Raw genomic sequence first — 20181 nt, 5'->3', positions numbered from 1 at the left:
ACCCGATCAATGGAAGCTGCCCACCAGGGCCTTGAGCAGCAAGCTCCAACCATCGATGAGGATGAACATCAGAATCTTCACCGGCAGCGAAATGGTGGTCGGCGGCATCATCATCATGCCCAAAGTCATCAGCACGCTCGACACGATCAGATCGATCAACAGGAACGGCAAAAAGACGACGAAGCCGATCTGAAACGCGGCCCTGAGTTCCGAGAGCATGAAGGCAGGAATGAGCTGGACGTTGCTGATGTCGTCCATCGATGTCGGTGGCTTGGCCTTCGACAATTCGACCATCAACGCCAGATCCTGCTCACGCGTTTGCCGCACCATGAAGTCGCGCAAGGGTGCCATGCCTTTGGTGTATCCAGCTTCCATGCCGATCTTGCCAGCCATGAAAGGCTGAAACGCTTCGCGATTGACCTGCTCCAGCACTGGCGCCATCGTGAAAAGGGTGAGGAAAAGCGCCAAGCCGATCAGCACCGTGTTCGGTGGCGTCTCGTTCATGCCGATGGCATGCCGCAGCATCGACAAGACGATGATGATGCGCAGAAATCCCGTAATGCACACCAGCAGTGCAGGCAGCACCGCCAGCACCGTCAGCCCCAGCACGATGCGCAAGGCTTGCGATGTTTCAGCGCTGGACCCGAGCGCCCCGTTGCCGGCCTGTTGTGCGTACACCGCGCCGTTCAGGCCGAGCAGGCCCAATGCGCAGAGCAGGCTGATCCACCGGGTTGGCCGCCCCCGCCCCCATCGGACGGGCAATGTGAGCATCTTGTTCATGGCGCTTCGGAACCTTCGCCCATATTGGCCGACAGCCCCGTGGAATCGGGCGCCACCGCAGGCACTTCACCCAGGAGTTGCATGGATTGACCCGCGCAGCCAATGAGCATACGGCGGCCTTGCCACTGCACTTCATGCACGCTATGGCTTGGCGTCAGGCGCGCGCTGGATACGAGCGCTAGACCGGTATCAGAACGCCTGGCCCACAGATCGCTCCAGCGCGTCATCGCGGCCTTGGGAGCCTGACCCACCGGCCTGCGCATGCGGATCTTTCGCCACACCACCGCGGCCAGCAAAGCCAGTACCACCAAAATGCCCATCCAAGCCGCTTCCAGACCAGGCGTGGATGCGGCTGCCTCGGGTTCGCGCCGCAGCGGAATGGTTGCCGGCAAAGTCATGGTGCAGCAGCAGGGGTCGTCAAGGACAGCGGCAAAGGCAGTTCGGTGAGCCGGACGGCAAAACGATCCCCGACCGCCACCAGTTGCCCACGGGCGACCACTTGGCCTTCCAACAGGAGATCGACCGGCTGGTCCACGCTCCGATCGAGAAGAATCACCTGCTGTGCCTGCGCACCCAGCAGTTCACCCACCGTCACTGTCGCCGCACCGACGCACACCTGCAACGTCGTCTTGACCTGATGCAAGGGATGAAGGGTTGGCACGAGCGGCGACGATGCCATGTCCGGATCGGCAGGGTGATCGAACTCTGCCAGTTCAAGGCGATGGGCGTGCTGGGGCGTATCGGTCGAGTTGGAAGTCATGGAATATTTGAAAACAGGGTTCATGCCGACGGATGAAGCTCTACGGCCATCTTTCCCTGGCGTTGACCCAGCCAGGCAGCGCAAAGAGGCGTGGGAGGTACGTTGTTCGAATCGGAGGCGGCCTGTAGTGACCCCAAAAGCACCACCGCAGGCGCATCGAGCCGGTGATCCAAAGCGATCACGTCGCCCAACGCCACCGTCTGCAATTGCCCGAGACTCAAAGTCACCGAGGTCAATTCGACTCGCACATGGAGGGCTTTGGGACGCAAGGCATCCACCAAGGAAATCAAAGCGCGCGCAGGGGCTTCAGGCAACGGGCATGCACGCGTTTTTTCCTGAAACCCATGGCCCGTCAAAATGCGCTCTACGGCGCTTACCCCCAGGCAGAGCGCCCATCGGCCCTCCCCCCAAGGAAAGGTGATGGTCAGGTCGCCCGACCAAGGCGCCATTTCGCCTGGAAGGCTGGACAACTCTGCATCTGGAATGCCCTCCGCACCCCGCAACAGAATCTGCGAAATGCTGCGGGACCAAGCCTCCCAGGCCTGCGCAGCCAGTTGGCGAGCCATGGGCGCGCTAGGATGATCGGTCGCGCTGAAATCACACGCTGCAGGCGATTCTCCAAACATGAGCGCGCCCAGCAACTGCCGGGCCTTCGCATCGCTGAAGACTTGGCTCGAGGAGGTTTCCAGAACGCGAACCTCCACGTCACCCGCGGCAATCCCGGTGGACACCCCCCAGTCTTGGCGCCAGCGGTCATACACGCTCTGAAAGATGCTCCGCATTCCATCGCGGGCAGCAACGCTCCAGCTGCGAAGTTCGCGGCTTCTGCGGCGCGAGTCCTCGAGGGACAGCAGCCCACCGGACTCACGAGCCAGGGCCGCTGGAGTGCTGTGACGGTCGGGGGATGAAGGCACGGCTTATCGGCTCTTCATTGAAAACAGCTCTTGCAGCATCTCATTGGCGGTGGAGATCACCTGGGAACTGGCCTGGTATCCACGCTGCATGATCACCAGATCGCTGAACTCTTGTGACAGGTCGACATTGGAGATTTCGATGTACCCGGATCGCACCGACCCGAACGCACCACCTGCCACGCCGGTGTGCCAGGCGTTGCCATCCAGTGCTTCGAACTGGTTGTTGCCCAAAGACCCAACGGCATCTGCCGAATCGAAGCGCCCGAGCGACAGGCGTGAGCCCTTCACGGTCTGTCCGTTCGCGTAAGTCAAAACCAGCGTTCCGCTGGCGTCAAAGGCGGCGGCGCTCAGCTCCGCGGGGGCGTATCCGTCCTGCGATGCGAAGGCCAGGGTGGATAGCGTGCCAGAGGCGAAGGAGGTCACATCCGTACCGAAATCCAGGGTCAAAGGCAGAGCCGCTTGCCCGGTCGGTGTGTAGGTAAAAGCCAGCTTTGCCGTGGCCGCTGTCGGTTTTCCGTCCTGAAAAATCAATTGCTTCGTACCAACGACGGTGGTGCCATCCATCAGGTCGACTTGCCAGCTTCCAGGCGTGGTGGTGCCTGTGTTGGTGAGCTTGACCGTGAGCAGATGCTCTCCCCCTGCTGCGTCGATGACACGCACCCCATTGATGGTCTGGTCGGTTCCGGTGCTGGAGAGATTGCCGGTGAACTTGGCGACTGCGGTCGCTTTGCCCGGGCTCGTCTTGAGATTGGCAATGCTGATCTCAGTGAGAGCGCCATTGGCCCCCACGCCCATGACCTTGGCCCCCGTGCTCTGATCCACAAGAATACCGTCGCTATTGAACTGGAACTGCCCCGCGCGGGTATAGGTGATACGGCCATCTTCCCCCTTGAGCGTAAAAAGCCCTTGGCCATCAATGGCCAGATCCAGGCCATTGCCCGTCTGGCGCAGTTCCCCCGCCTTGAACGACAACGTTGTTCCCGCCGTGCTCACCCCATAGCCCAGTTGTCCGAACTGTCGGCCCGAGTAGCTGCCATTGGAATAAAAAGCGTCTGCAAACCGGAGCGACGTACTTTTGAAGCCAGGCGTATTGAGATTGGTGGTGTTGTTGGCGATCACGCGCAAGCCACGGGAAAAGCTCGACAAGCCCGTCATGCCAACGTAGATGGATTCGATCATGTGTATTCCTGTTTGGGGATTTGAGCGCGTCAGCGCACCGCGGTGACTTGGCTCAGGGAGATGTTCTGCAGCGTCGCACCAGCGGTCGTGCGCAGGGTGATGAGGGGCGAATCGCCGGCCAGCGACAGCGAAACGACCGTGCCCGTCAGCGTGCCTCCGGTAGAGTTGATGTCCACCGTGCGGCCTATCAACCCGACCGACTGCAGCGCCGCCTGATTGCTGATCAAGGTCGAGATCTTGTCGTTGAGCTGCTGGGCTTGCTCCAGGCTCGTGAACTGCGCCATCTGGGCCATGAACTGCTGGTTGTCCATCGGCTTCATGGGATCTTGATAGGTCAGCTGAGTCAGCAGGATTTTCATGAAATCCTCCTGATTCAGGCCGTTGGCGCGCAGGTTGGTGGCGGTGCTGCTGATGCCACTGATGCTCATGAATTCTCCTTGGGGGGCGGAAAAGAAAATAGACCGGGAGTGAAATGGCCCACGGTGCGTTGTTCCAGAAAGCTTGCAAAATCGCTGAACAGCGGGGCACCGGAAGATGCCGTGGCCGCGTCATAGACCACGCTTCCATTGCAGACCACGCGACTCAGTCTGTGTCCCTGGTTTCGAAGGGTGCGCTGCAACGTGTTGACGACGACTGCCGCCTGGGCAGTAACCTGCTGCGCCGTTCCATCCATGCCGATCCAGAGGTTCAAGCCGTCCGGCGTCCAATTGGCATGCAAGCGTGTCGCAGCTTGCTGCGCCGTGCTCCCTCCGACCAATCGGCTGGCAGGCGAGGTACCGGGCTGTGCAGGTTGCCTGGCCGCATCACCGGCATGAGATAAATCGCTCAAAGGGCTTTTGGCGTTCAACTCCACGCTGAAAAGGGAAGATTCACCGGCAACGCCTCCTTGGTCGACCCAACCCGAGGGAGCCCGCAAAACGACCGCGACCGGAGTCGAAAGCGATACAACACCGCTGGTGCCCATAGACGGATTGACAACCTTCGGATCCGCCGCATTGACTGGCAACGATGGGACGACCTGAGGTACCCGAGCACCTTCCGCACCGGCAATGATCTCGCCCAGGCTTTGTGACCCTGCGACAACCATACCCTGCGCAACTGCGTGGTTGCCTGCACTCGGCGATTGCGCAGGTTCTTGTTCGGCAGGCTTCGTCGCGAGTTGATTCCGTGACGCAGATCCGGCGAGTTCAGCGGCGGTATCTTCGTGCTCCACGACCGCAGGGCTCTGCGGTGCGCCACTTTGGCTCCCTTTGATTGCCTGCGGCGCCATCGCATCATGGGTGGCGACCACGTCCAAGGGCGCCTCAGACACAGGACGTGGGAAGCCCTCACGGACAGTCGCCGCTGAAGACATGGGGAAATAACCGCTGCGGGATGCCCAAGCCGTCTGCCCCGCCATGGACAAAGGCTCTGGTGGACGAAGCGCAGCACTGCGCTGGGAATGCCCCGATTCGGCCTCGTTTGCCAAAGGGCTGGCGGTGAAAGGCTGGAACCAGTTGGATAACTGGGCCCGTTCCATTTCATGAAGCCAGGCTTGCCGAGCCCGCTTTCTGTCCGCAGGAGCATCGTCGCCTGCCTGGCCGGGTTGCGCGGACCGGCGTTGCAGGTCGAGGTCCATCAAGGCCTCACGGTTGGCAGGTTGCAGCACCGTCATGGCAGATTCTCGAAAGATTCCGCGCCGCGAGCGGTGCGGTAGTACAGGCGGCCAATCCAGCTGCGGTCAGCTTCCGCGGCGGCAGCACGGGCGGCATCGTTGGCATACTCCTGAATGGCATCGGCACGGTGTTCTTTCAGCCCGTCGATCTTGCGCTGTTGAGCGACGCAATCGGCCTGCAAAAGCGCCTTCTGCTCGCACAAAGCCTCTATCTCCCGGTCCTTTTCCTGAATATGTCCACGCAATTGGGCCAGATACCCCAACCCGCGCTGGTGCATGTGCGGATCCGGACGGGGTTGCCAATTCAACTGCAAGTGAGCCACCTGGCTCTGAAAATCCAGATCGAGCGCCGCGCGCTGTTCACGTGACTCGGCCAGCGATTGTCGAAGCCGTGCCAAACGGTTTTCCAGCCGCTCCATCTGCCATTCCTGCTTGCGCATGTACGGCGCCAACGCATACGTGAAGCCGCGCAAGTCTACGTTCACGCTTTGAGCTGCGTTTTCCTTCATCGAGCCGCTTTCACAGGGCTTGCCATCCCGTTTGCACCAATCGCGAAACTCAGTTTCGCTGGGGGCAAGGATGCGTTCGGTACGGGTGCAGCCACAGGGATCACTGCCCGGTCAGGCCACAAGATAGCGCGCAACTCGCGCATGCCAGCGGATCGCGCAATGCCACCCTCTCGCTGCCGCAACCATTCCTTCAATGCCGGAGCCAGCAGCAAGGCGCGATCCAGTTCCGGGTTCGACCCTTTCTCATAAGCGCCGATATCCACCAATTGGCGATTGCGATCCAGCAAAGCCAGGTATCTGATGGCATCGGAAATCAGTTCCTGCTCGTCTTTGCTCGTCAAATCGGGGAGCAGCCGACTGGCGCTGCGCAACACATCGATGGCAGGGTATTGCCCCTCATGCGCCAGATGGCGAGACAGCACCACGTGACCGTCCAAAATGGAGCGCAAGCTATCCGCGATGGGTTCGTTCATGTCGTCGCCCTCGACGAGCACCGTCAGCAGCGCCGTGATGGAGCCCCCTGAGGGCGCCGTGCCGCAGCGCTCGCAAAGCTGGGGCAGTTCCGCAAAAACGGACGGCGTGTAACCACGCGCGGTGGGGGGCTCCCCTGCAGCCAGGCCCACCTCGCGGCGCGCCATGGCCAGGCGGGTGATCGAGTCCATGGTGAGCAGCACCTGCTGGCCCGCGTCCCGGAAATACTCTGCAATGGTGACGGCAGCATGCGCTGCACGGATGCGCGCCAGCGCCGGCTGGTCGGAAGTGGCGACGACGACCACAGACCGCTTCAGGCCATCTTCGCCCAACTGCTTGTCGATGAACTCCCGCACCTCGCGGCCCCGTTCGCCGATCAGGGCGATCACGTTCACATCGGCACTGACATGCCGCGCAATCATGCCCAGCAACGTGCTCTTGCCAACGCCACTGCCTGCGAAAATGCCCACACGCTGCCCCAATCCCAGCGTCAGCAACCCGTCCAGGCAACGCACTCCCGTTTGAAGCACCTGGTGAATCTTGGGCCGCTGCATGGGGTTGATCGGGATGGCATGCAATGGGCGCTGAAGCGGCGCATCGGGGTCTGCGCGTTGATCGAAGGCGTGTCCGAACCCATCGATCACACGCCCGAGCAGTTCAGGGCCAACACCGAAAGTCGACTGTCGTCCCAGTGCGATGACCTCCGCTCCTGCGGCCACGCCTTGCATGCTGCCATACGGCATCAGAGTGATGACGTCGCCCCTTAACCCAACCACTTCAGCCAACACTCCATGAGACAGGCCGTCCCCAGAAGCAAGCCTGCTTTCAGCCAAAGGCCTGCGTGGCAGGATGCGGCACAACTCGCCGACGGTAGCATCCGGCCCCTGCGCTTCGATCGCCAAACCCTGCATTTGTCGCACCCATCCGATCCGCCGGAACAACTCCGTTTGCTGCAGCGCAGCGCGATAGTCCTGCAGAAGGCCGGAAGAACGGGGAGCGGACATGTTCATGCCTTCTCACCCTGGCGAGGCACGGGAACCAGCGATCGGCGGGCTTCACGGGTCTGCAAAAGGCTGGCTTTCAGTGCGTCCAGTTGCACTTCCAGCCTGGCATCCAATGCGCCTTCGGCAGAGCGCAGCAAAACGCCTCCGGACGCGACTTTCGCATCCGCTACCCAGCGCAGGGAGGCACGCTCTGCACTGAATCCTGCGGCTGAGAGTAATTGCAGACTGTCTGCGTCCGTACGCAGCAGCAGCACGTCTTCGGGATGCAGATGAATGCTCAACGGGCTGCGCCCGTGCCATGACTTGAGGCTCCTGTCCAGCAATGCGCGCAGACCGTCTTGCGTTGCCGCTTGATCCCCAAGGATGCGGCACACCACCTCGAAAGCCAGGGCAAGCATGTCTTCTTCTGCGTTTCGCAGGCATCTTTCGCGCTCTGCAGGCAACTCCGTCAGGATTTTTTCCAGCAGTTTGCTTTGCTGGTGCAGCTTGTCGTTCAGTTGCCGGCTATGGTCCTGGGCTGCTTTCTGGGCGTCTGCAGCCGCTCGACTCACCTGGTCTTGCGCCATGGTCGTGGCCAGTTTCTCTATCTGCTGCTGTGCCTCCCGCTGCGCTTGCGCAATACCCTCCTGATAGCCTTTGTCGTGCGCAGCGCGGCGTTCCTGTTCCAGAAGATGCTCGTGCCTTTTGGTCAGCTCAGCAGCCAGTGCCAACTCCGGCGCTGCCGCAACACTCGCTGCATCCAATACAGCCGGCTCCGACGCATGCGAGATCGCCTTCGCAGAGCCCTCTGCCAAAGACACGGCATCCGCTGCGCAGGCGGGTCGCTGCCGGAGCGCCGGACTTTTTTCTGCTGCTTTGTGCGCCGGCCGGCCCAGGCTCAAAGCCTGCGCATGCAAGGGCGCATCACGCAAGATCAACGTGGCCGGCTTCATCGAACCGTCCTAGCCAACGCGCCAGTCCACCGGGACATCCGCGATTTCCAGCCTTGGCCCGATCCAAGCGCCTTCTCTGGCAGCGAATCTTGCACAGCGATTCGCGCCGACTCGCAACAGGTGCGCATGCTCGCCATGAGCGCCAGAGCCAGTGCCGAATCAGATTCCACTGGACAGTGTTCCATGTCCAGCATGTCTTCGACTCTGCGCCGCGGCAACGCTGGAAGGCGCTCCAGCAGCGTGCGCTGCCACGGCCAGGCTTGCAAGCGCAGCGCCATCGCTACCAAGCCGGGCGGCTCGCTACGCCACGCCTTGGAAAGGGCAACTAGGTCTTTTTCGTCCAAGGCCATCAAGAAATCAAAATCCGACATCGCGGGAAGAGGACTCGAATGCTCCGCCACATGGAAGGCGGTGGCCTCTTCCCGCATTGTCGCGTGCGCTTCAGTCCCAGGCGCGCAGGCGTTCAAAGCCTCGTTCAAGACACTGGCGTCGGGCGAGATGCCCAGCCCATCCAACTCGGCCACCAAAGCCGTCAGTTCCTGCTGCTGCGGCAAGGGCAGGCGCGATAGCAACCAACTCCGGTCAGATGGAGCCATCGCGTGCAGCAGCAATGCGGAATGCCTGGCGCTGCGGCCGACGGGCGAACTGGTCAACTCTGAAAACATCATGGCTGATGCCGCGGCAGATCCGCGTCCAAAGGACCATTGGATGGGCCCGTCTGCATCCAGGCCTGCACGCGCCGCAGCGCGGCCTGCCGTTCGGCCTCGGTCAGCGGCGATGCGACTTGCGTGCGGCCAGCGGATTGGCGACGGCGCAGCGAATGAAAGACCCACGCGCCCAACACGAAGACGAACGCGAAGGCCAGCAAAGCCTTGGCATAGGCACCCAGTGCCATGCTCCGGCCATCAATCGCGTCACCCCTCGCAGCGGAACCTGCAGACTCTGGCCCCATGGCGGCTTGCGCACTGGAAGCATCGGCTGCTGCCTTGTCGATGGCGGGTGGAAGAAGGGCTTGCAGGGACTGCACGACCACTGTATCGCCACGCTCCAAGTTAGCACCCACCGCTGCCGCCAATACGCGGCGCAGTTTGTCTTCCTGCAAGGCGTCCAGTGGCTGCCGAACCACTGCGACGACCTGGATCCGTCGAACCGACCCGGCCTGGCTGACCACCTGCTCCACCCTGCGGCCCACTTGGTAATCCACCTCGCGCTGTGTACTGGCCCCCGCGGCGTTGGAAGATCGAACAGCATCCAGCGGAGCCAGATTCCCGTCTCGTATGGATTCCCGCTCCTTCACGATGACGCCTTTGCTGTCCGCCGTCCGCGACGGTGCGGGAATCACGTCTTCGGTAGTGATCCGAACCTGGTCCATGTTCAAGGTGACATCGACGGTCGCCAGGGCCTGGCCTGGACCGAAAGCGCGATCCAGCACGGCAGCCGCTTTTCGTGCCAACTGGGTCTCGGTGTCCTTCTTCAAGTCGAGCCGGCTGCTGCCTCCACCGGATGAGGCGGACTCACCCCCATCGTCCACCGATCGGCTCAAGGCAACACCTTGTTTGTCCACCACTGTCACGTCCTGCGCCGTCATTCCGGGCGTTGCCGCTGCAACCAATCGCTGGATACCGCTCACCTGCTCGGCACGCAATGCTTGGCCTTCTCTCAACGTGAGGGTGATCGCCGCCTTGGGGCGAGCGCTGGCTTGCTTGAACAGGCCCTGCTCCGGCAAGGCGAGATGGACCCTCACATCGCGTATTTCCGAAAGCGACAGGATGGTGCGCGTCAACTCGCCCTGGAGCGCCCGCTGGTAGTTGATCTTCTGCGCGAACTCCGTCATGCCGAAGTCGGTGTTGTTGAACAGCTCGAAGCCCACCGCACCGTGCAGTGGCAAATCCTTGCCCATCAGCTTGATGCGTGTGGAGTGCACCTGTGCCTTGTCCACCAGGATGGAGGCATTGCTTTCGTCGAACCGATAAGGAATCTTGAGCTTCTCCAGCTCGGCGGTCATGGCCGTCGCATCCTGTGGCTTGAGGTCGGCGAACAGCACTTGATAGTCTGCTTGCAGCAACCACCAAGCGAGTGCAGCGGTCATCAGGACGATGCCCAAAAGGCCAGCGATCAGGCTGGCGCGTGCGGAGCGGCTCAGGCCCTCCCAGAATGCGATCATGGTCGTACGCTCTCGGTGCGGAGTTTCAGTCTTAGCTTATCGGTCATGGCTAGAGTTGCATCTTCATGACGTCCTGGTAGGACTCCAGAAGCCGATTGCGCACCTGCATCATCAATTGGAAGGACAGCTTGCTTTCCTCCAGCCGAATCATGATCTGGTGCAAGTTCTGGACATTGCCGACAGCGAGCTGCTGCAGATCGGTCTGGCTGCCCAGCAACTGCTGGTTGACCTGCTGCAGCCCCTGCGTGACAAGATCGGAAAATCCCGGAGATTGCGGCGAATGCAGCGCTCCGACAGGCATGCCCGGCTCTGGCGGCAGTGGTAGCGGTGCAGACAGGCTCGGCAGAGCGGACGAAGCCAAGGCCGTGATGGCTTCGGTGCTCATGCATTGCCTCCGATTTCCAGCGCCTTGAGCGCCATGTTCCGGGAAGTGTTCATCGCCGCGACGTTGGCTTCGTAGGAGCGCATCGCCCCCATCAGCGTCACCATCTCGGCAGCGGGGTCCACGCCCGCATAAGCCACAAATCCACGCGCATTGGCCATCGGATGCCCAGGCTCATACACCATGCGAGGGCTTTGCAGCGTGGGCTCCACAGCGACCGAAGGGCCCGCCAGGCCTTGTGTCACCGCATCGCTGAAAGCGGTCCGTGCGACCACCCGGAGGGGCTGATAGGTTTTTCCGTCGGGGCCCGCCACCGTGTTGGCGTTGGCCAGATTGAGGGATGCAACTTCGACGCGCGTACGTTCGAGGGTCATGCCGCTGGCACTGATGGCAAAGGCTTTGGAGTAGTCCATGGAATTGCGCCTAGAAAAAGTCAGCGTTTGCCGTCGGAGACGGCGGTGGAAAGAATGGCCATGTGGCGCGACAGTCCTTTGAGCAAGGCTTGGTAATGCACCGCGTTCTGCGCCATCTGCGCCACTTCGGAATCCAGTTGGACCCGAGCCGGCAGTCCATTGCCTGCAGATACCGGCTCCAGCCTGAAACCGGCTTCTGCCATCGCGGCAAGCTGGCTTGCATCGATCCGTCGGCCTTCGTCCAGTTGGCGGCGGGCCTCTTGCATCTGGCTGGAAAAGCCCAGCCGCTGCGGCACGAAACCTTCCGTTCCGGCATTGGCAATGTTGTTGGCGATGGCCTGGTGGCGCAACGTTGCCGCATCGAGCGCCAGCGACAGGCTGGCTTGGGTGATGGCTTCGATTCCTTCGGTCATGGGGGCGTTCCGCTGTGCTTACTGGATGATGAGTTCGGCATGCAACGCACCTGCCGTCTTCACCGCCCGAAGGATGGAGATGATGTCCCGCGTGTTCGTCTTGAGCCTTGCGAGCGACTGCACCAAGTCAGACACTGTGGTGCTGCCCGTGACAAAGCCGGGGCCGTTTTGCTCGTCTACGTCGATGCGCGTATTAGTGACCAGCGCCGTGCGAACACCATCGCCCGCCTGTCCGATGAAAGAGGGCTGAGAAGCGACGGTCTCGTTGCGAATGGAGACCTTGATATCGCCGTGAGAGATCGCCACCTGGGAGATGCGAACATCCCCCCCCGACACCACCGTGCCGGTGCGTTCGTTGATCACCACCTTGGCCCGGCGGTCCGGCTCGACCATGACCGACTCCAGCCCGGCGACGAAAGCGACCAGTTGGCGGCGTTGGCTTTCGGGCACCATCAGTTCGATCCCTGATGCGTCCCGCGCTTGCGCCAGGCCGGCTCCCAACTTGCGGTTGATCGCCTCCGCCACCCGGTTGGCAGTGGTGTAGTCGGGCTCATTGAGGATGAAAGTCATCCGGGAGCTTTCTGAAACCATCTGCGCCGTCACACCCACTTCCACGGTGGCGCCATTGGGTACGGAACCCACCGTGGGATGATTTTTCTGCACCACATTGCCATTGGCGTCGTAACGGTAGCCCCCAACTGACAAAGGGCCTTGCGCCAACGCATAGACCCGCCCATTGGCCCCTTTCAAAGGGGTGAGCACCAAGCTGCCTCCGACCAGGCTGCGTGCATCGCCGACAGAGGTCACGGTGATATCCAGCGCGTCGCCCTCCCGCGAGAAGGGAGACAGTACGGCACTGACCATGACCACCGCCACGTTGCGGCTCTGGATTTGTTCGGGCCCGACATTCAGATTGAACTGGGACATGGCATTGGAGAGAGCCTGCCGCATGCTCCGGTTCGTGGACGAATCGCCAGTGCCTGCCAGACCGGTCACGATGCCCGTGCCGACCAGCGCGTTTTCACGCCAACCCTGCAGCTTTCCAAGGTCCTTGACGCGCACAGACTCCGCATGGGCTTGCGCAGACATCCCTAGCGCCAGCGACAACGCAGCGCCCGCCAACAGGCCAAAGAGGGTTCGAATGGTTCGCCTCATGGTCACAATCCCATCCCATCCAGCAGCGCCCGCCACCAGGGGCGCCGATTGCGCTCTGCAATGTCGCCCTCGCCCACATAGCTGATCCTGGCATCGGCCAGGCGCGTCGACAAAACGACATTGCCGTCCGAGATATCCAGTGGCCGCACACGGCCTTCCATGGTGACTTTTTGCGGCTCATCGTTGACGGTCAACAGTTGCTCGCCAGCGACCTTCAATTCACCGTTGGGTAGCACTTCTCGAACGGACACCGTGAGCGTGGCCAGCACCCGATTGGTCCGTTGGGTCTTGCCCCCGCCATCGAAGTCGCCGGTGACCGCGATACCCGTCTGGGCCACGCTACCGCTGCGATGCCCGAGCTCCGCAGACAACCCGTTCTTGCGCCGTGTTTCCGTATCCGCGCTCGTCGTCGCGCTGGAGTTTTCGAACACCTGCACCGTCAGTACGTCGCCCACGCGAAATGCCTTGTTATCGGCGGTCAGGGGCCTGAAGCTCTGTTCCTGGTAAAGGCTTTCAGCACAAGCGGGAGCCGCATGGATATACAGCGCCATGCTCGACAGAACGAAAAGGCCTTTGCCCGCAGCCATGACGAAAGATTGCTTCATGGCTGCAGCTCCAAATGCCCGGGGGCCGTTACACGGGCAAGCAGCACGCCGGTGGCGTTGAGGGGCCTTGCACGCACGACCTGGCCCACCTGTCCGTCCTGCAGCACTTCCACCCGGCTCTCAAGGGACACCAAACCGCTCCGCGAAACCAGACTGACCCATTCGCCGCGCGACACTGCCGGTACGGGCTGCAAATGCGCAGGAGTGACAACATCACCACTGTGGAGGTTGCGGCGAACCCGTTGCGCAGCCACAGCGTCCCCTCCGCCAAGGATTGCAGGCTGCCCCAATGCACTGGGACCCACATCCCCCAGCCGGGCCGCATCGACCTCGCGCATCACCAAGTTGTCTGCCTGAACCGAGGTGCCCACGGCCATGTCGTTCGCGGCCACTGGCGCCAAGGTGAACAAGCTCACTTCGAATCGGACCGGAATGGTCTTGACGTGCTGTCCATGCACCAGCACATCGACCCAGACCAGCATGCGTTTGCCCACCGGCACGTTGCCCAGCGGACGCACGCGCAGACTGCTGCCCCCGAGCGGAATCAAGGTAGTCGACGGCACGGACACCGCCTGCATTTCGATCCTCGGCTCGATCCAACCCTTTTGCGCCACCCCGGCCATCAGGTGATCCCGCAATGCAGATTGGGCTTTGTCAACCACCTCTTCTCCCGGCAACTCTCGCGCTGCCACGGTCAGGACCGTCGAAGTGGAACCTTGCCACTGCACCTGGTCTTCGCGCAGGCCTGTACGGCTGCGAAGCCACAGAGCCAATCGGTCCAACTCCAGAACTGCAGTATCGCCAATGCGTGGGGCCTGGCCCAATGGCAGCGCCATGGCCCGGCGCAGCAATGCCAGATCCGGACTGCTCAAAATGGCAATGTCCCCCAGTTGTACTTGCGCCTGTTGCACTTGGGCCTGCGGCCGCATTTCCACCCGCAGCAGTGCTGTGGGCACCGCAGTGCCGTTGATCGCCCATGCGGGGGTACCGAAAAGAGAACCCAGCCACAGCAAGACGGCACCCAGCGCTCCACCGAGAGGCTGCCGCCTGATCGCATTGAAAGGACTCATCGCCGCAGCCCGTTGACCAGCCCCAGAATCTCATCGGCCGCCTGAACGATCTTGACGTTGGCTTCATAGGTGCGCTGCGCCACCATCAGGTTGACCATTTCCTCGACCATCTTCACGTTGGAGCCCTCCAGATAGCCCTGGGCCAGGCTGCCCGCACCATCTTCTCCAGCCCGCACCGAAATCGCTTCCCCGGACGCACTGCTGCTTCGGTAGAGGTTGTCCCCTTCGGCCAGCAAGCCCTGAGGGCTGGCAAACCGGACCAGATCGATCTTGCCGATGTCCGTGGCAGAGGCCTGGTTGGCGGCGCGCGCCTGCACCCGTCCGTCGGGCTGTAGTACCAGGGCCTGGGTGTCCTCGGGCACGGTGATCCCGGGCTTGAGCGCATAGCCGGCCAACGTGGCCAATTGGCCGTCCTTGTTCACTTTCAGCGTGCCGCCGCGGGTGTAGGCACTGCTTCCATCGGGCATCAGCACCTCCAGAAAACCGTCGCCCTGCACAGTGACATCCAGGGGGGAGTCCGTTTTCTTGAGATCCCCCATGTCGAACAGCTTGGATAGATTGGCAATGCCCACTCCCGACCCCAGCCGCAACCCCTGCGAGATGAGACCGGCGTCACCATCCACCTGGCTGGACGCTGCACGGGCCGGATCTTTGGCAACTAGGTCAGAAAAGCTGACCCGCGCTTTCTTGAAGCCGGTGGTGTTCACGTTCGCCAAATTGTTGGCAATGGTGTCGACATTCAGCTGCTGTGCTTGCATGCCGGTGGCACCGATGTAGAGAGCGTCAAACATGGAAAGAAGTCAATTTCTAAAAAGGATGGCGGAGCCGTTGTTCAAGCGCAGCGCATCCAACAAAACAAAGAATCAAGAAAGCTCGCCGAGTTTCCGAATGGCCTGCCCCGTCATTTCGTCATAGCCCAATGCCACCTTTTGCATGGATTCGAAATGCCGCATGGTTTGCACTAACTGAACCATCTCCTGCATGGAATTGACATTCGAGTTCTCCAGGAAGCCCTGTCGGATCTGAATGTCCGCGTCTTTGAGCACGCTGAATGCCCCATCCGCTGCCAGCAACCCATCACCCTTGTGTTGAAGGCGGGTGGGGTCTTCCGCCTGCACCACCTTGAGCTGTGCGATCGGCTGCGCGTTGGCGCCTGCCGACTTGGATTCGGACTCATACACGTTCCCGGCACCATCGATGAAAGGGCGCTCCCCATTCAGGTAGATTTCGCCACCCTTGCCCATGACGGGAAAGCCTTGCGCGGTCACCAGGCGCCCCCGCCCATCCAACCGGAAATTGCCCTGGCGGGTATAGGCCGGGCCAACCTCCGTCGTCACTTCAAAGAAACCGGGGCCAGCCAGAGCCACATCCAATCCCTGGCCCGTGGACTTCAGGCTGCCCGGGCGCGTATCGGTCTGAATGAGCAGCGCAGGCGCAGGCACCGTTGCGGATGCCATGCCGGCCGCGGAAGGGGCCGTGGGCGCATTGCCCACCATGGCGGCGAACGTGGAGCCAACCATGCCCAGTGGCCGGCTGGCCATCGCTTCGCGCTGATAGCCCGGCGTCAGCGCGTTGGCCAGATTGCTGCCGATCCGGTCGAGGCGCTGCATGTCCTGGTGCATGGACTGCAAAGCGAGGGCGAGTACTTCTTGCATGGAAGGAAAGCGGGGTGAAATAAAACAGGGGGATGCCAGGAAAAAGGCCGGCTACACGCTCACGACGGCATAGGACTTCAATTCGATGGTGTGCGGAATCTCCGCCATCGACAGCACCCTCAGGTGCGGCATCACCCGCTCCGAAAGTGCTCGTACATGCCGGCGCAGTTCAGGCGCGCACAGCAGCACGGGCAACAGGTTGCTTTTCATCATGCGTTCCGCTTGCTGCATCAGCTTGACCATCAGTTGCTCGGCCATCTTGGGCTCGAGCACAAAAGGCGCGGCGGGTGAGCCCGCCTCTTCAGAACGCGCGCTGTGCGCCATCTGCACGCTCTGCAAGAATTGGCTCTCGACGGCCGGATCCAGCGTGATCACGTGCAGTGCATTCGCCTCGCCAACGAGGCCCTGGCATATCGCGTGCCCCAGCCGAAGGCGCACCAGCTCGGTCAGGTAGTTGGCATCCTTGGACTGCCGGCCCGCATCGGCTAAGGTTTCGAGAATCGCCTCGATGTGACGGATGGACACCTTCTCACGCAGCAGGTTTTGAAGCACCTTCTGTACATCGCTCACGGACAGCACGGTGGGTATCAGCTCCTCGACCAGGCTGGATTGCTGCTGCCGCACGCGGGCCAGTAGCCGATCCGTTTCCGCCCGCGTCAGCAGCGTGGCGGACTCGCGCCGCAAGACTTCGGTCAGATGGGTCATGAAGACGGTCGGTGCATCCACCAGCGTGAACTTCGCCGCAACGGCTGCTTCACGCAGGCTCTGATCGATCCACAAGGCCGGCAATCCGTAAGTGGGGTCGCGCGTCGGCTCGCCCGGCAGTCCGTCCGTCTTGCCTGCAGGGTGGATGGCCAGCAGGCGATCGGCCCGGGCCTCCCCCCGGCCGCAGATGACTCCGTCCAGATGGATCTCATAGCGGTCGGCACCGAGCCGGACCGCATCCTTGAAACGAACGCGAGGCAGCACGAGACCCAACTCCTGGGCATGCTGCTTGCGGAATGTGGCAATGCGTTCCATGAACACGCTGCCAGGCTGATTGACGAGCGCGACCCATTGGCTGCCCACATGCACCTCGATCGGCTCCACCTGCAGCGCTGCATAGGGATCCTCATCGTCGCGCGCCGAGCCCCCTTCCGCCTTCGCCACTTCGGCTCCGTCCACACCCGCCGGTGGATCCCCTTCGCCACTGGCTGCGCTTCGATACACCACCCACGCAATGGCGCCCACGATGGCCATCAGGATTGCGGTCGGCAGGACCGGAATTCCTGGAAAGAAAAGCAGGCCCGTCAGCGCGGCGCCCACCAGCAAAAGGGTCTTGGGAAACGACGTGATCTGGCGCAGCACTTCCTGGCTGAGATTGCCGTCCGAGGCAGAACGAGTAACGATGATGCCGGTGCCCACGGCGATGATCAGCGCGGGAACCTGGGTCACGATGCCATCGCCGATGGTCAGGAGCGAATAGGTCTTCAGCGCCTGGTCCCAGGGCAACTTGTGCTGCATCACACCGATCACCAGTCCACCCACGATGTTGATCAGCAGGATGATGATGCCGGCGATCGCATCGCCCTTCACGAACTTGCTTGCACCATCCATGGCGCCGTAGAAAGCCGCTTCCTTTTCGATGTTCTTGCGGCGGCGCTGGGCTTCTGCCTGATCGATGAAACCCATGTTCAGGTCCGCGTCGATGCTCATCTGCTGCCCGGGCATGCTGTCCAGCGTAAAACGCGCAGCCACCTCCGAGATTCGCTGTGCGCCATTGGTCACCACCACGTACTGCACAACGATGAGGATCAGGAAAACGATCAACCCGATCACGTAGTTGCCGCCCACCACATAGGCACCGATGGCCCCGATCACCCGGCCAGCGTCACCGTCCGACAGGATCAGGCGCGTGGCTGCCACATTGAGCGACAGGCGAAACAAGGTGGCAATCAGCAGCAGCGATGGAAAGGTGGAAAACTCCACCGGCCTCGCCATGTAGAACGTCAGCAGCAAGATGAGAAACGCGAAGCTGAAATTCGTGAGGATCAGAAAATCCAGCAGGGGACTGGGAATGGGCGCAAACAGCACCACCAGAACCCCCAGCACCAAAAGCACCATGGCGATGTCGCTGTGCCTGCCGAAGAAACGCTGAAGCGCCTTCATGCCATCGCCCCCGTGCGCACACCCTGGCGCTGGCGTTCCCGCATGGCAAAAACCCAGACGATGATGCGAGCGACCTCGGCGAACATCTGAGGCGGCACATGGTGCTCGACATCGAGCTCCTTGAAGAGCTTGCGTGCAAGAGAAGGGCTTTGAACGATGGGGATGTGGTGCCGAGCAGCGATCTGCCGCATCACCGCTGCCACGTGGCCAGCCCCCTTGGCCACCACCTGCGGAGAGTCCATCTGGCCATGGACGTAGCGCAACGCAACCGCGACATGGGTGGGGTTGGTCAGCAGCACATCGGCGTTCTTGGTCTGCCGCAGCGCCTGGCTGCGCTTTCGAGCCTCGCGGCGCAGCTCTCGCATGCGGGCACGCACACGCGGGTCACCGTCGCGCTGCTTGTGCTCATCTTTGAGCTCACGCTTGCTCATGCGCATCTTCTTGGCGAACTCGCGCTTGGTGAACATGAGGTCGACCAGCGCAATGGCGCCCAGCAGCATGGCCATCTTGAGCCCCAGGCTACCCATGTCAGCCAGCAGCGTATGCACGTATCCGAGGGGCGAAAGTCCTGAGAGGTTGTAAAACTGCGGCGCAAGATCGACCAGCGCGTAGTACGCAGTGCTGCTCAGCAAGGCCAGCTTGATGCAGGCGCGAGCGGTATCGAACAGGGCACGCAGGGAGAAAATCTTCTTGAATCCATTCACCGGATTCAGTCGATTGAAATCGGCGGTCACCGGATCCAACGAAAGAATCAGGCCCGTCTGCAAGACATTCCCCGCCACCGCAGCCAGCATGACGCAAACGAGGAAAGGGGCAATCCAGACAAGCGTTGACTTGACCATCGCAGCAACCACAGGCCAGAGGCTGCCCCCACCCGGGTCGATGTTTTCGATCTGCAGCAGCAACATCTGATCGAAACGAAACTGGTCGCGCACCGACTCCCAGCCCTGCCAGGTGAGATACACCACCGCGACCACGAACACCACCGCCGAGACCACGTCCGCACTCTTGGAGACCTGGCCTTTTTCCTTCGCTTTTTGCAGCTTGTACGGCGTGGCCGCTTCGTTGCGATCGAGATCTTGCTCCGACATCAGCGCACGCCCTCCGCACGCAAAGGCGCTGCCGGTTTTGCATCGAAGCGTGCAGCCGGCGAAGCCGTCAGGAAGACGCCTTCCCACATGCCATAGATGCTGGCGTAGACACGGTTCATCGCGCCTCCCATTCCGGCAAACCAGAGCGACAGCACCGCCAGACCCACCACAATCTTGGTGGGAATGCCCAGCACCAGCATGTTGATCTGGGGCAGATTGCGGGACACCACGCCCAGAGCCAGTTCCACCAGCAAGATGCAAAACACCACCGGAGCTGCCAGCGCGAAACCCAGCATGAAAAGGGCGCTGACATGCTTGAACACCGGGCCGGCGGCACTCGCCAGAGACCAGGGGGCTCCCAATGGGAAAACCTCCAGGCTATAGGCCAGCGCTCGCAGCAGCGCGTGGTGCCCATCCACCAGAAAGAACACCACCACCGCCGCATAGTTGAAGGCGGACACCAACAGTGGAGAGGCCCTGTTGCTCACTGGATCGAAAACCTGTGCGATGCCGAAGCCGATCTGCACGTCCAGCAGGTTGCCGGCCACGGAGAACGCGGCAAAGGCCACCAGCACACCCAGCGCCAGGGTGGCGCCCAGAGCCATCTCGATGAACGCGGCTTGCAAGATTCCGCCAGCATCCGTGCGTACCCCCGCGCCATCCATGGGAAGGGCCAGAGAAAGCACGGCAGCCAGCGACAGCACCACCAGCGCCCGCACCCGATTGGGAATGGGCATCGCGTAGAGCACAGGCGTCATGGCAAGCACCACAGCAATGCGCAACGACAGCAAAAAGAAAGGGAGCAGTACAGCCGCAGCCTGCGCGTCGCCTGCCAGAAACGACGACAACGTCCATTGGGAAGATTGGGCGGCCATTTCCGGA

At 61.7% G+C, this 20181-nt stretch carries 23 protein-coding genes; all 23 read right to left on the bottom strand.

The annotated features are described in order from the left end of the window. Positions 1–6: 6 nt before the first annotated feature. Entirely contained in the window at positions 7–780 is a 774-nt protein-coding gene (gene fliP / locus AVTE2539_RS02005; protein ID WP_284408182.1) for a flagellar type III secretion system pore protein FliP, read from the bottom strand. Further along, complete coding sequence (locus AVTE2539_RS02000; protein ID WP_284408181.1) at positions 777–1178, bottom strand: flagellar biosynthetic protein FliO; 402 nt, start codon at positions 1176–1178, stop codon at positions 777–779. The genes fliP and AVTE2539_RS02000 overlap by 4 nt, the downstream gene beginning before the upstream one ends. Next, positions 1175–1540 carry a FliM/FliN family flagellar motor switch protein gene (locus AVTE2539_RS01995; protein WP_284408180.1) on the bottom strand — a complete coding sequence of 122 codons (366 nt, stop codon included), beginning with the start codon at positions 1538–1540 and terminating at the stop codon, positions 1175–1177. Before AVTE2539_RS01995 ends, AVTE2539_RS02000 begins: the two co-directional genes overlap by 4 nt. A 20-nt stretch (positions 1541–1560) precedes the next feature. Continuing rightward, on the bottom strand, positions 1561–2271 hold the full coding sequence (locus AVTE2539_RS01990; RefSeq protein ID WP_284408179.1) for a flagellar motor switch protein FliM: 711 nt from the start codon (positions 2269–2271) through the stop codon (positions 1561–1563). Between the two features lie 186 nt (positions 2272–2457). Then, positions 2458–3633, bottom strand: coding sequence for a flagellar hook protein FlgE (locus AVTE2539_RS01985; protein WP_284408178.1), 1176 nt, complete (start codon positions 3631–3633; stop codon positions 2458–2460). Positions 3634–3662: 29 nt separating this feature from the next. Further along, a complete protein-coding gene (locus tag AVTE2539_RS01980) occupies positions 3663–4061 on the bottom strand; it encodes a flagellar hook assembly protein FlgD (protein ID WP_284408177.1) in 399 nt (132 codons plus the stop codon). Continuing rightward, the gene (locus tag AVTE2539_RS01975) at positions 4058–5287 is read right to left on the bottom strand and encodes a hypothetical protein (protein ID WP_284408176.1); all 1230 of its coding nucleotides are present in this window, start codon (positions 5285–5287) and stop codon (positions 4058–4060) included. Before AVTE2539_RS01975 ends, AVTE2539_RS01980 begins: the two co-directional genes overlap by 4 nt. Further along, positions 5284–5796 (bottom strand): hypothetical protein, encoded by a 513-nt coding sequence (locus AVTE2539_RS01970; protein WP_284408175.1) that lies wholly within the window; start codon positions 5794–5796, stop codon positions 5284–5286. Before AVTE2539_RS01970 ends, AVTE2539_RS01975 begins: the two co-directional genes overlap by 4 nt. Then, positions 5793–7277, bottom strand: a complete 1485-nt coding sequence (locus AVTE2539_RS01965; protein ID WP_284408174.1) for a FliI/YscN family ATPase — start codon at positions 7275–7277, stop codon at positions 5793–5795. Before AVTE2539_RS01965 ends, AVTE2539_RS01970 begins: the two co-directional genes overlap by 4 nt. Next, a complete protein-coding gene (locus AVTE2539_RS01960) occupies positions 7274–8203 on the bottom strand; it encodes a FliH/SctL family protein (protein ID WP_284408173.1) in 930 nt (309 codons plus the stop codon). The genes AVTE2539_RS01965 and AVTE2539_RS01960 overlap by 4 nt, the downstream gene beginning before the upstream one ends. Beyond that, complete coding sequence (locus tag AVTE2539_RS01955) at positions 8200–8871, bottom strand: hypothetical protein (RefSeq protein ID WP_284408172.1); 672 nt, start codon at positions 8869–8871, stop codon at positions 8200–8202. The genes AVTE2539_RS01960 and AVTE2539_RS01955 overlap by 4 nt, the downstream gene beginning before the upstream one ends. Then, complete coding sequence (gene fliF, locus AVTE2539_RS01950) at positions 8868–10367, bottom strand: flagellar basal-body MS-ring/collar protein FliF (protein ID WP_284408171.1); 1500 nt, start codon at positions 10365–10367, stop codon at positions 8868–8870. The genes AVTE2539_RS01955 and fliF overlap by 4 nt, the downstream gene beginning before the upstream one ends. 49 nt (positions 10368–10416) lie before the next feature. Next, on the bottom strand, positions 10417–10752 hold the full coding sequence (gene fliE / locus AVTE2539_RS01945; protein ID WP_284408170.1) for a flagellar hook-basal body complex protein FliE: 336 nt from the start codon (positions 10750–10752) through the stop codon (positions 10417–10419). After that, positions 10749–11162, bottom strand: coding sequence for a flagellar basal body rod protein FlgC (flgC, locus tag AVTE2539_RS01940; RefSeq protein WP_284408169.1), 414 nt, complete (start codon positions 11160–11162; stop codon positions 10749–10751). Before flgC ends, fliE begins: the two co-directional genes overlap by 4 nt. Positions 11163–11182: 20 nt before the next feature. Then, positions 11183–11575, bottom strand: a complete 393-nt coding sequence (locus AVTE2539_RS01935; protein ID WP_284408168.1) for a flagellar basal body rod protein FlgB — start codon at positions 11573–11575, stop codon at positions 11183–11185. 18 nt (positions 11576–11593) lie between these two features. Continuing rightward, the gene (locus tag AVTE2539_RS01930) at positions 11594–12730 is read right to left on the bottom strand and encodes a flagellar basal body P-ring protein FlgI (protein ID WP_284408167.1); all 1137 of its coding nucleotides are present in this window, start codon (positions 12728–12730) and stop codon (positions 11594–11596) included. 2 nt (positions 12731–12732) lie between these two features. Then, a complete protein-coding gene (locus AVTE2539_RS01925; protein ID WP_284408166.1) occupies positions 12733–13335 on the bottom strand; it encodes a flagellar basal body L-ring protein FlgH in 603 nt (200 codons plus the stop codon). After that, the gene (flgA, locus tag AVTE2539_RS01920; protein WP_284408165.1) at positions 13332–14405 is read right to left on the bottom strand and encodes a flagellar basal body P-ring formation chaperone FlgA; all 1074 of its coding nucleotides are present in this window, start codon (positions 14403–14405) and stop codon (positions 13332–13334) included. Before flgA ends, AVTE2539_RS01925 begins: the two co-directional genes overlap by 4 nt. Then, positions 14402–15196, bottom strand: a complete 795-nt coding sequence (gene flgG, locus AVTE2539_RS01915; RefSeq protein WP_284408164.1) for a flagellar basal-body rod protein FlgG — start codon at positions 15194–15196, stop codon at positions 14402–14404. The genes flgA and flgG overlap by 4 nt, the downstream gene beginning before the upstream one ends. Before the next feature lie 72 nt (positions 15197–15268). Beyond that, positions 15269–16060, bottom strand: a complete 792-nt coding sequence (locus tag AVTE2539_RS01910) for a flagellar hook-basal body protein (RefSeq protein ID WP_284408163.1) — start codon at positions 16058–16060, stop codon at positions 15269–15271. Positions 16061–16111: 51 nt separating this feature from the next. Then, positions 16112–18208, bottom strand: a complete 2097-nt coding sequence (gene flhA, locus AVTE2539_RS01905; protein ID WP_284408162.1) for a flagellar biosynthesis protein FlhA — start codon at positions 18206–18208, stop codon at positions 16112–16114. Beyond that, positions 18205–19299 carry an EscU/YscU/HrcU family type III secretion system export apparatus switch protein gene (locus AVTE2539_RS01900; RefSeq protein WP_284408161.1) on the bottom strand — a complete coding sequence of 365 codons (1095 nt, stop codon included), beginning with the start codon at positions 19297–19299 and terminating at the stop codon, positions 18205–18207. Before AVTE2539_RS01900 ends, flhA begins: the two co-directional genes overlap by 4 nt. Beyond that, positions 19299–20174, bottom strand: coding sequence for a flagellar biosynthetic protein FliR (locus AVTE2539_RS01895; RefSeq protein WP_284408160.1), 876 nt, complete (start codon positions 20172–20174; stop codon positions 19299–19301). Before AVTE2539_RS01895 ends, AVTE2539_RS01900 begins: the two co-directional genes overlap by 1 nt. Between the last annotated feature and the right edge of the window lie 7 nt (positions 20175–20181).

This window comes from Acidovorax sp. SUPP2539, from assembly GCF_030158975.1.
In the GTDB taxonomy this organism is placed as follows: Bacteria; Pseudomonadota; Gammaproteobacteria; order Burkholderiales; family Burkholderiaceae_C; genus Paracidovorax.
Note: the sequence above shows the minus strand (reverse complement) of the source record. Positions and strands in the feature narration are given on the sequence as shown.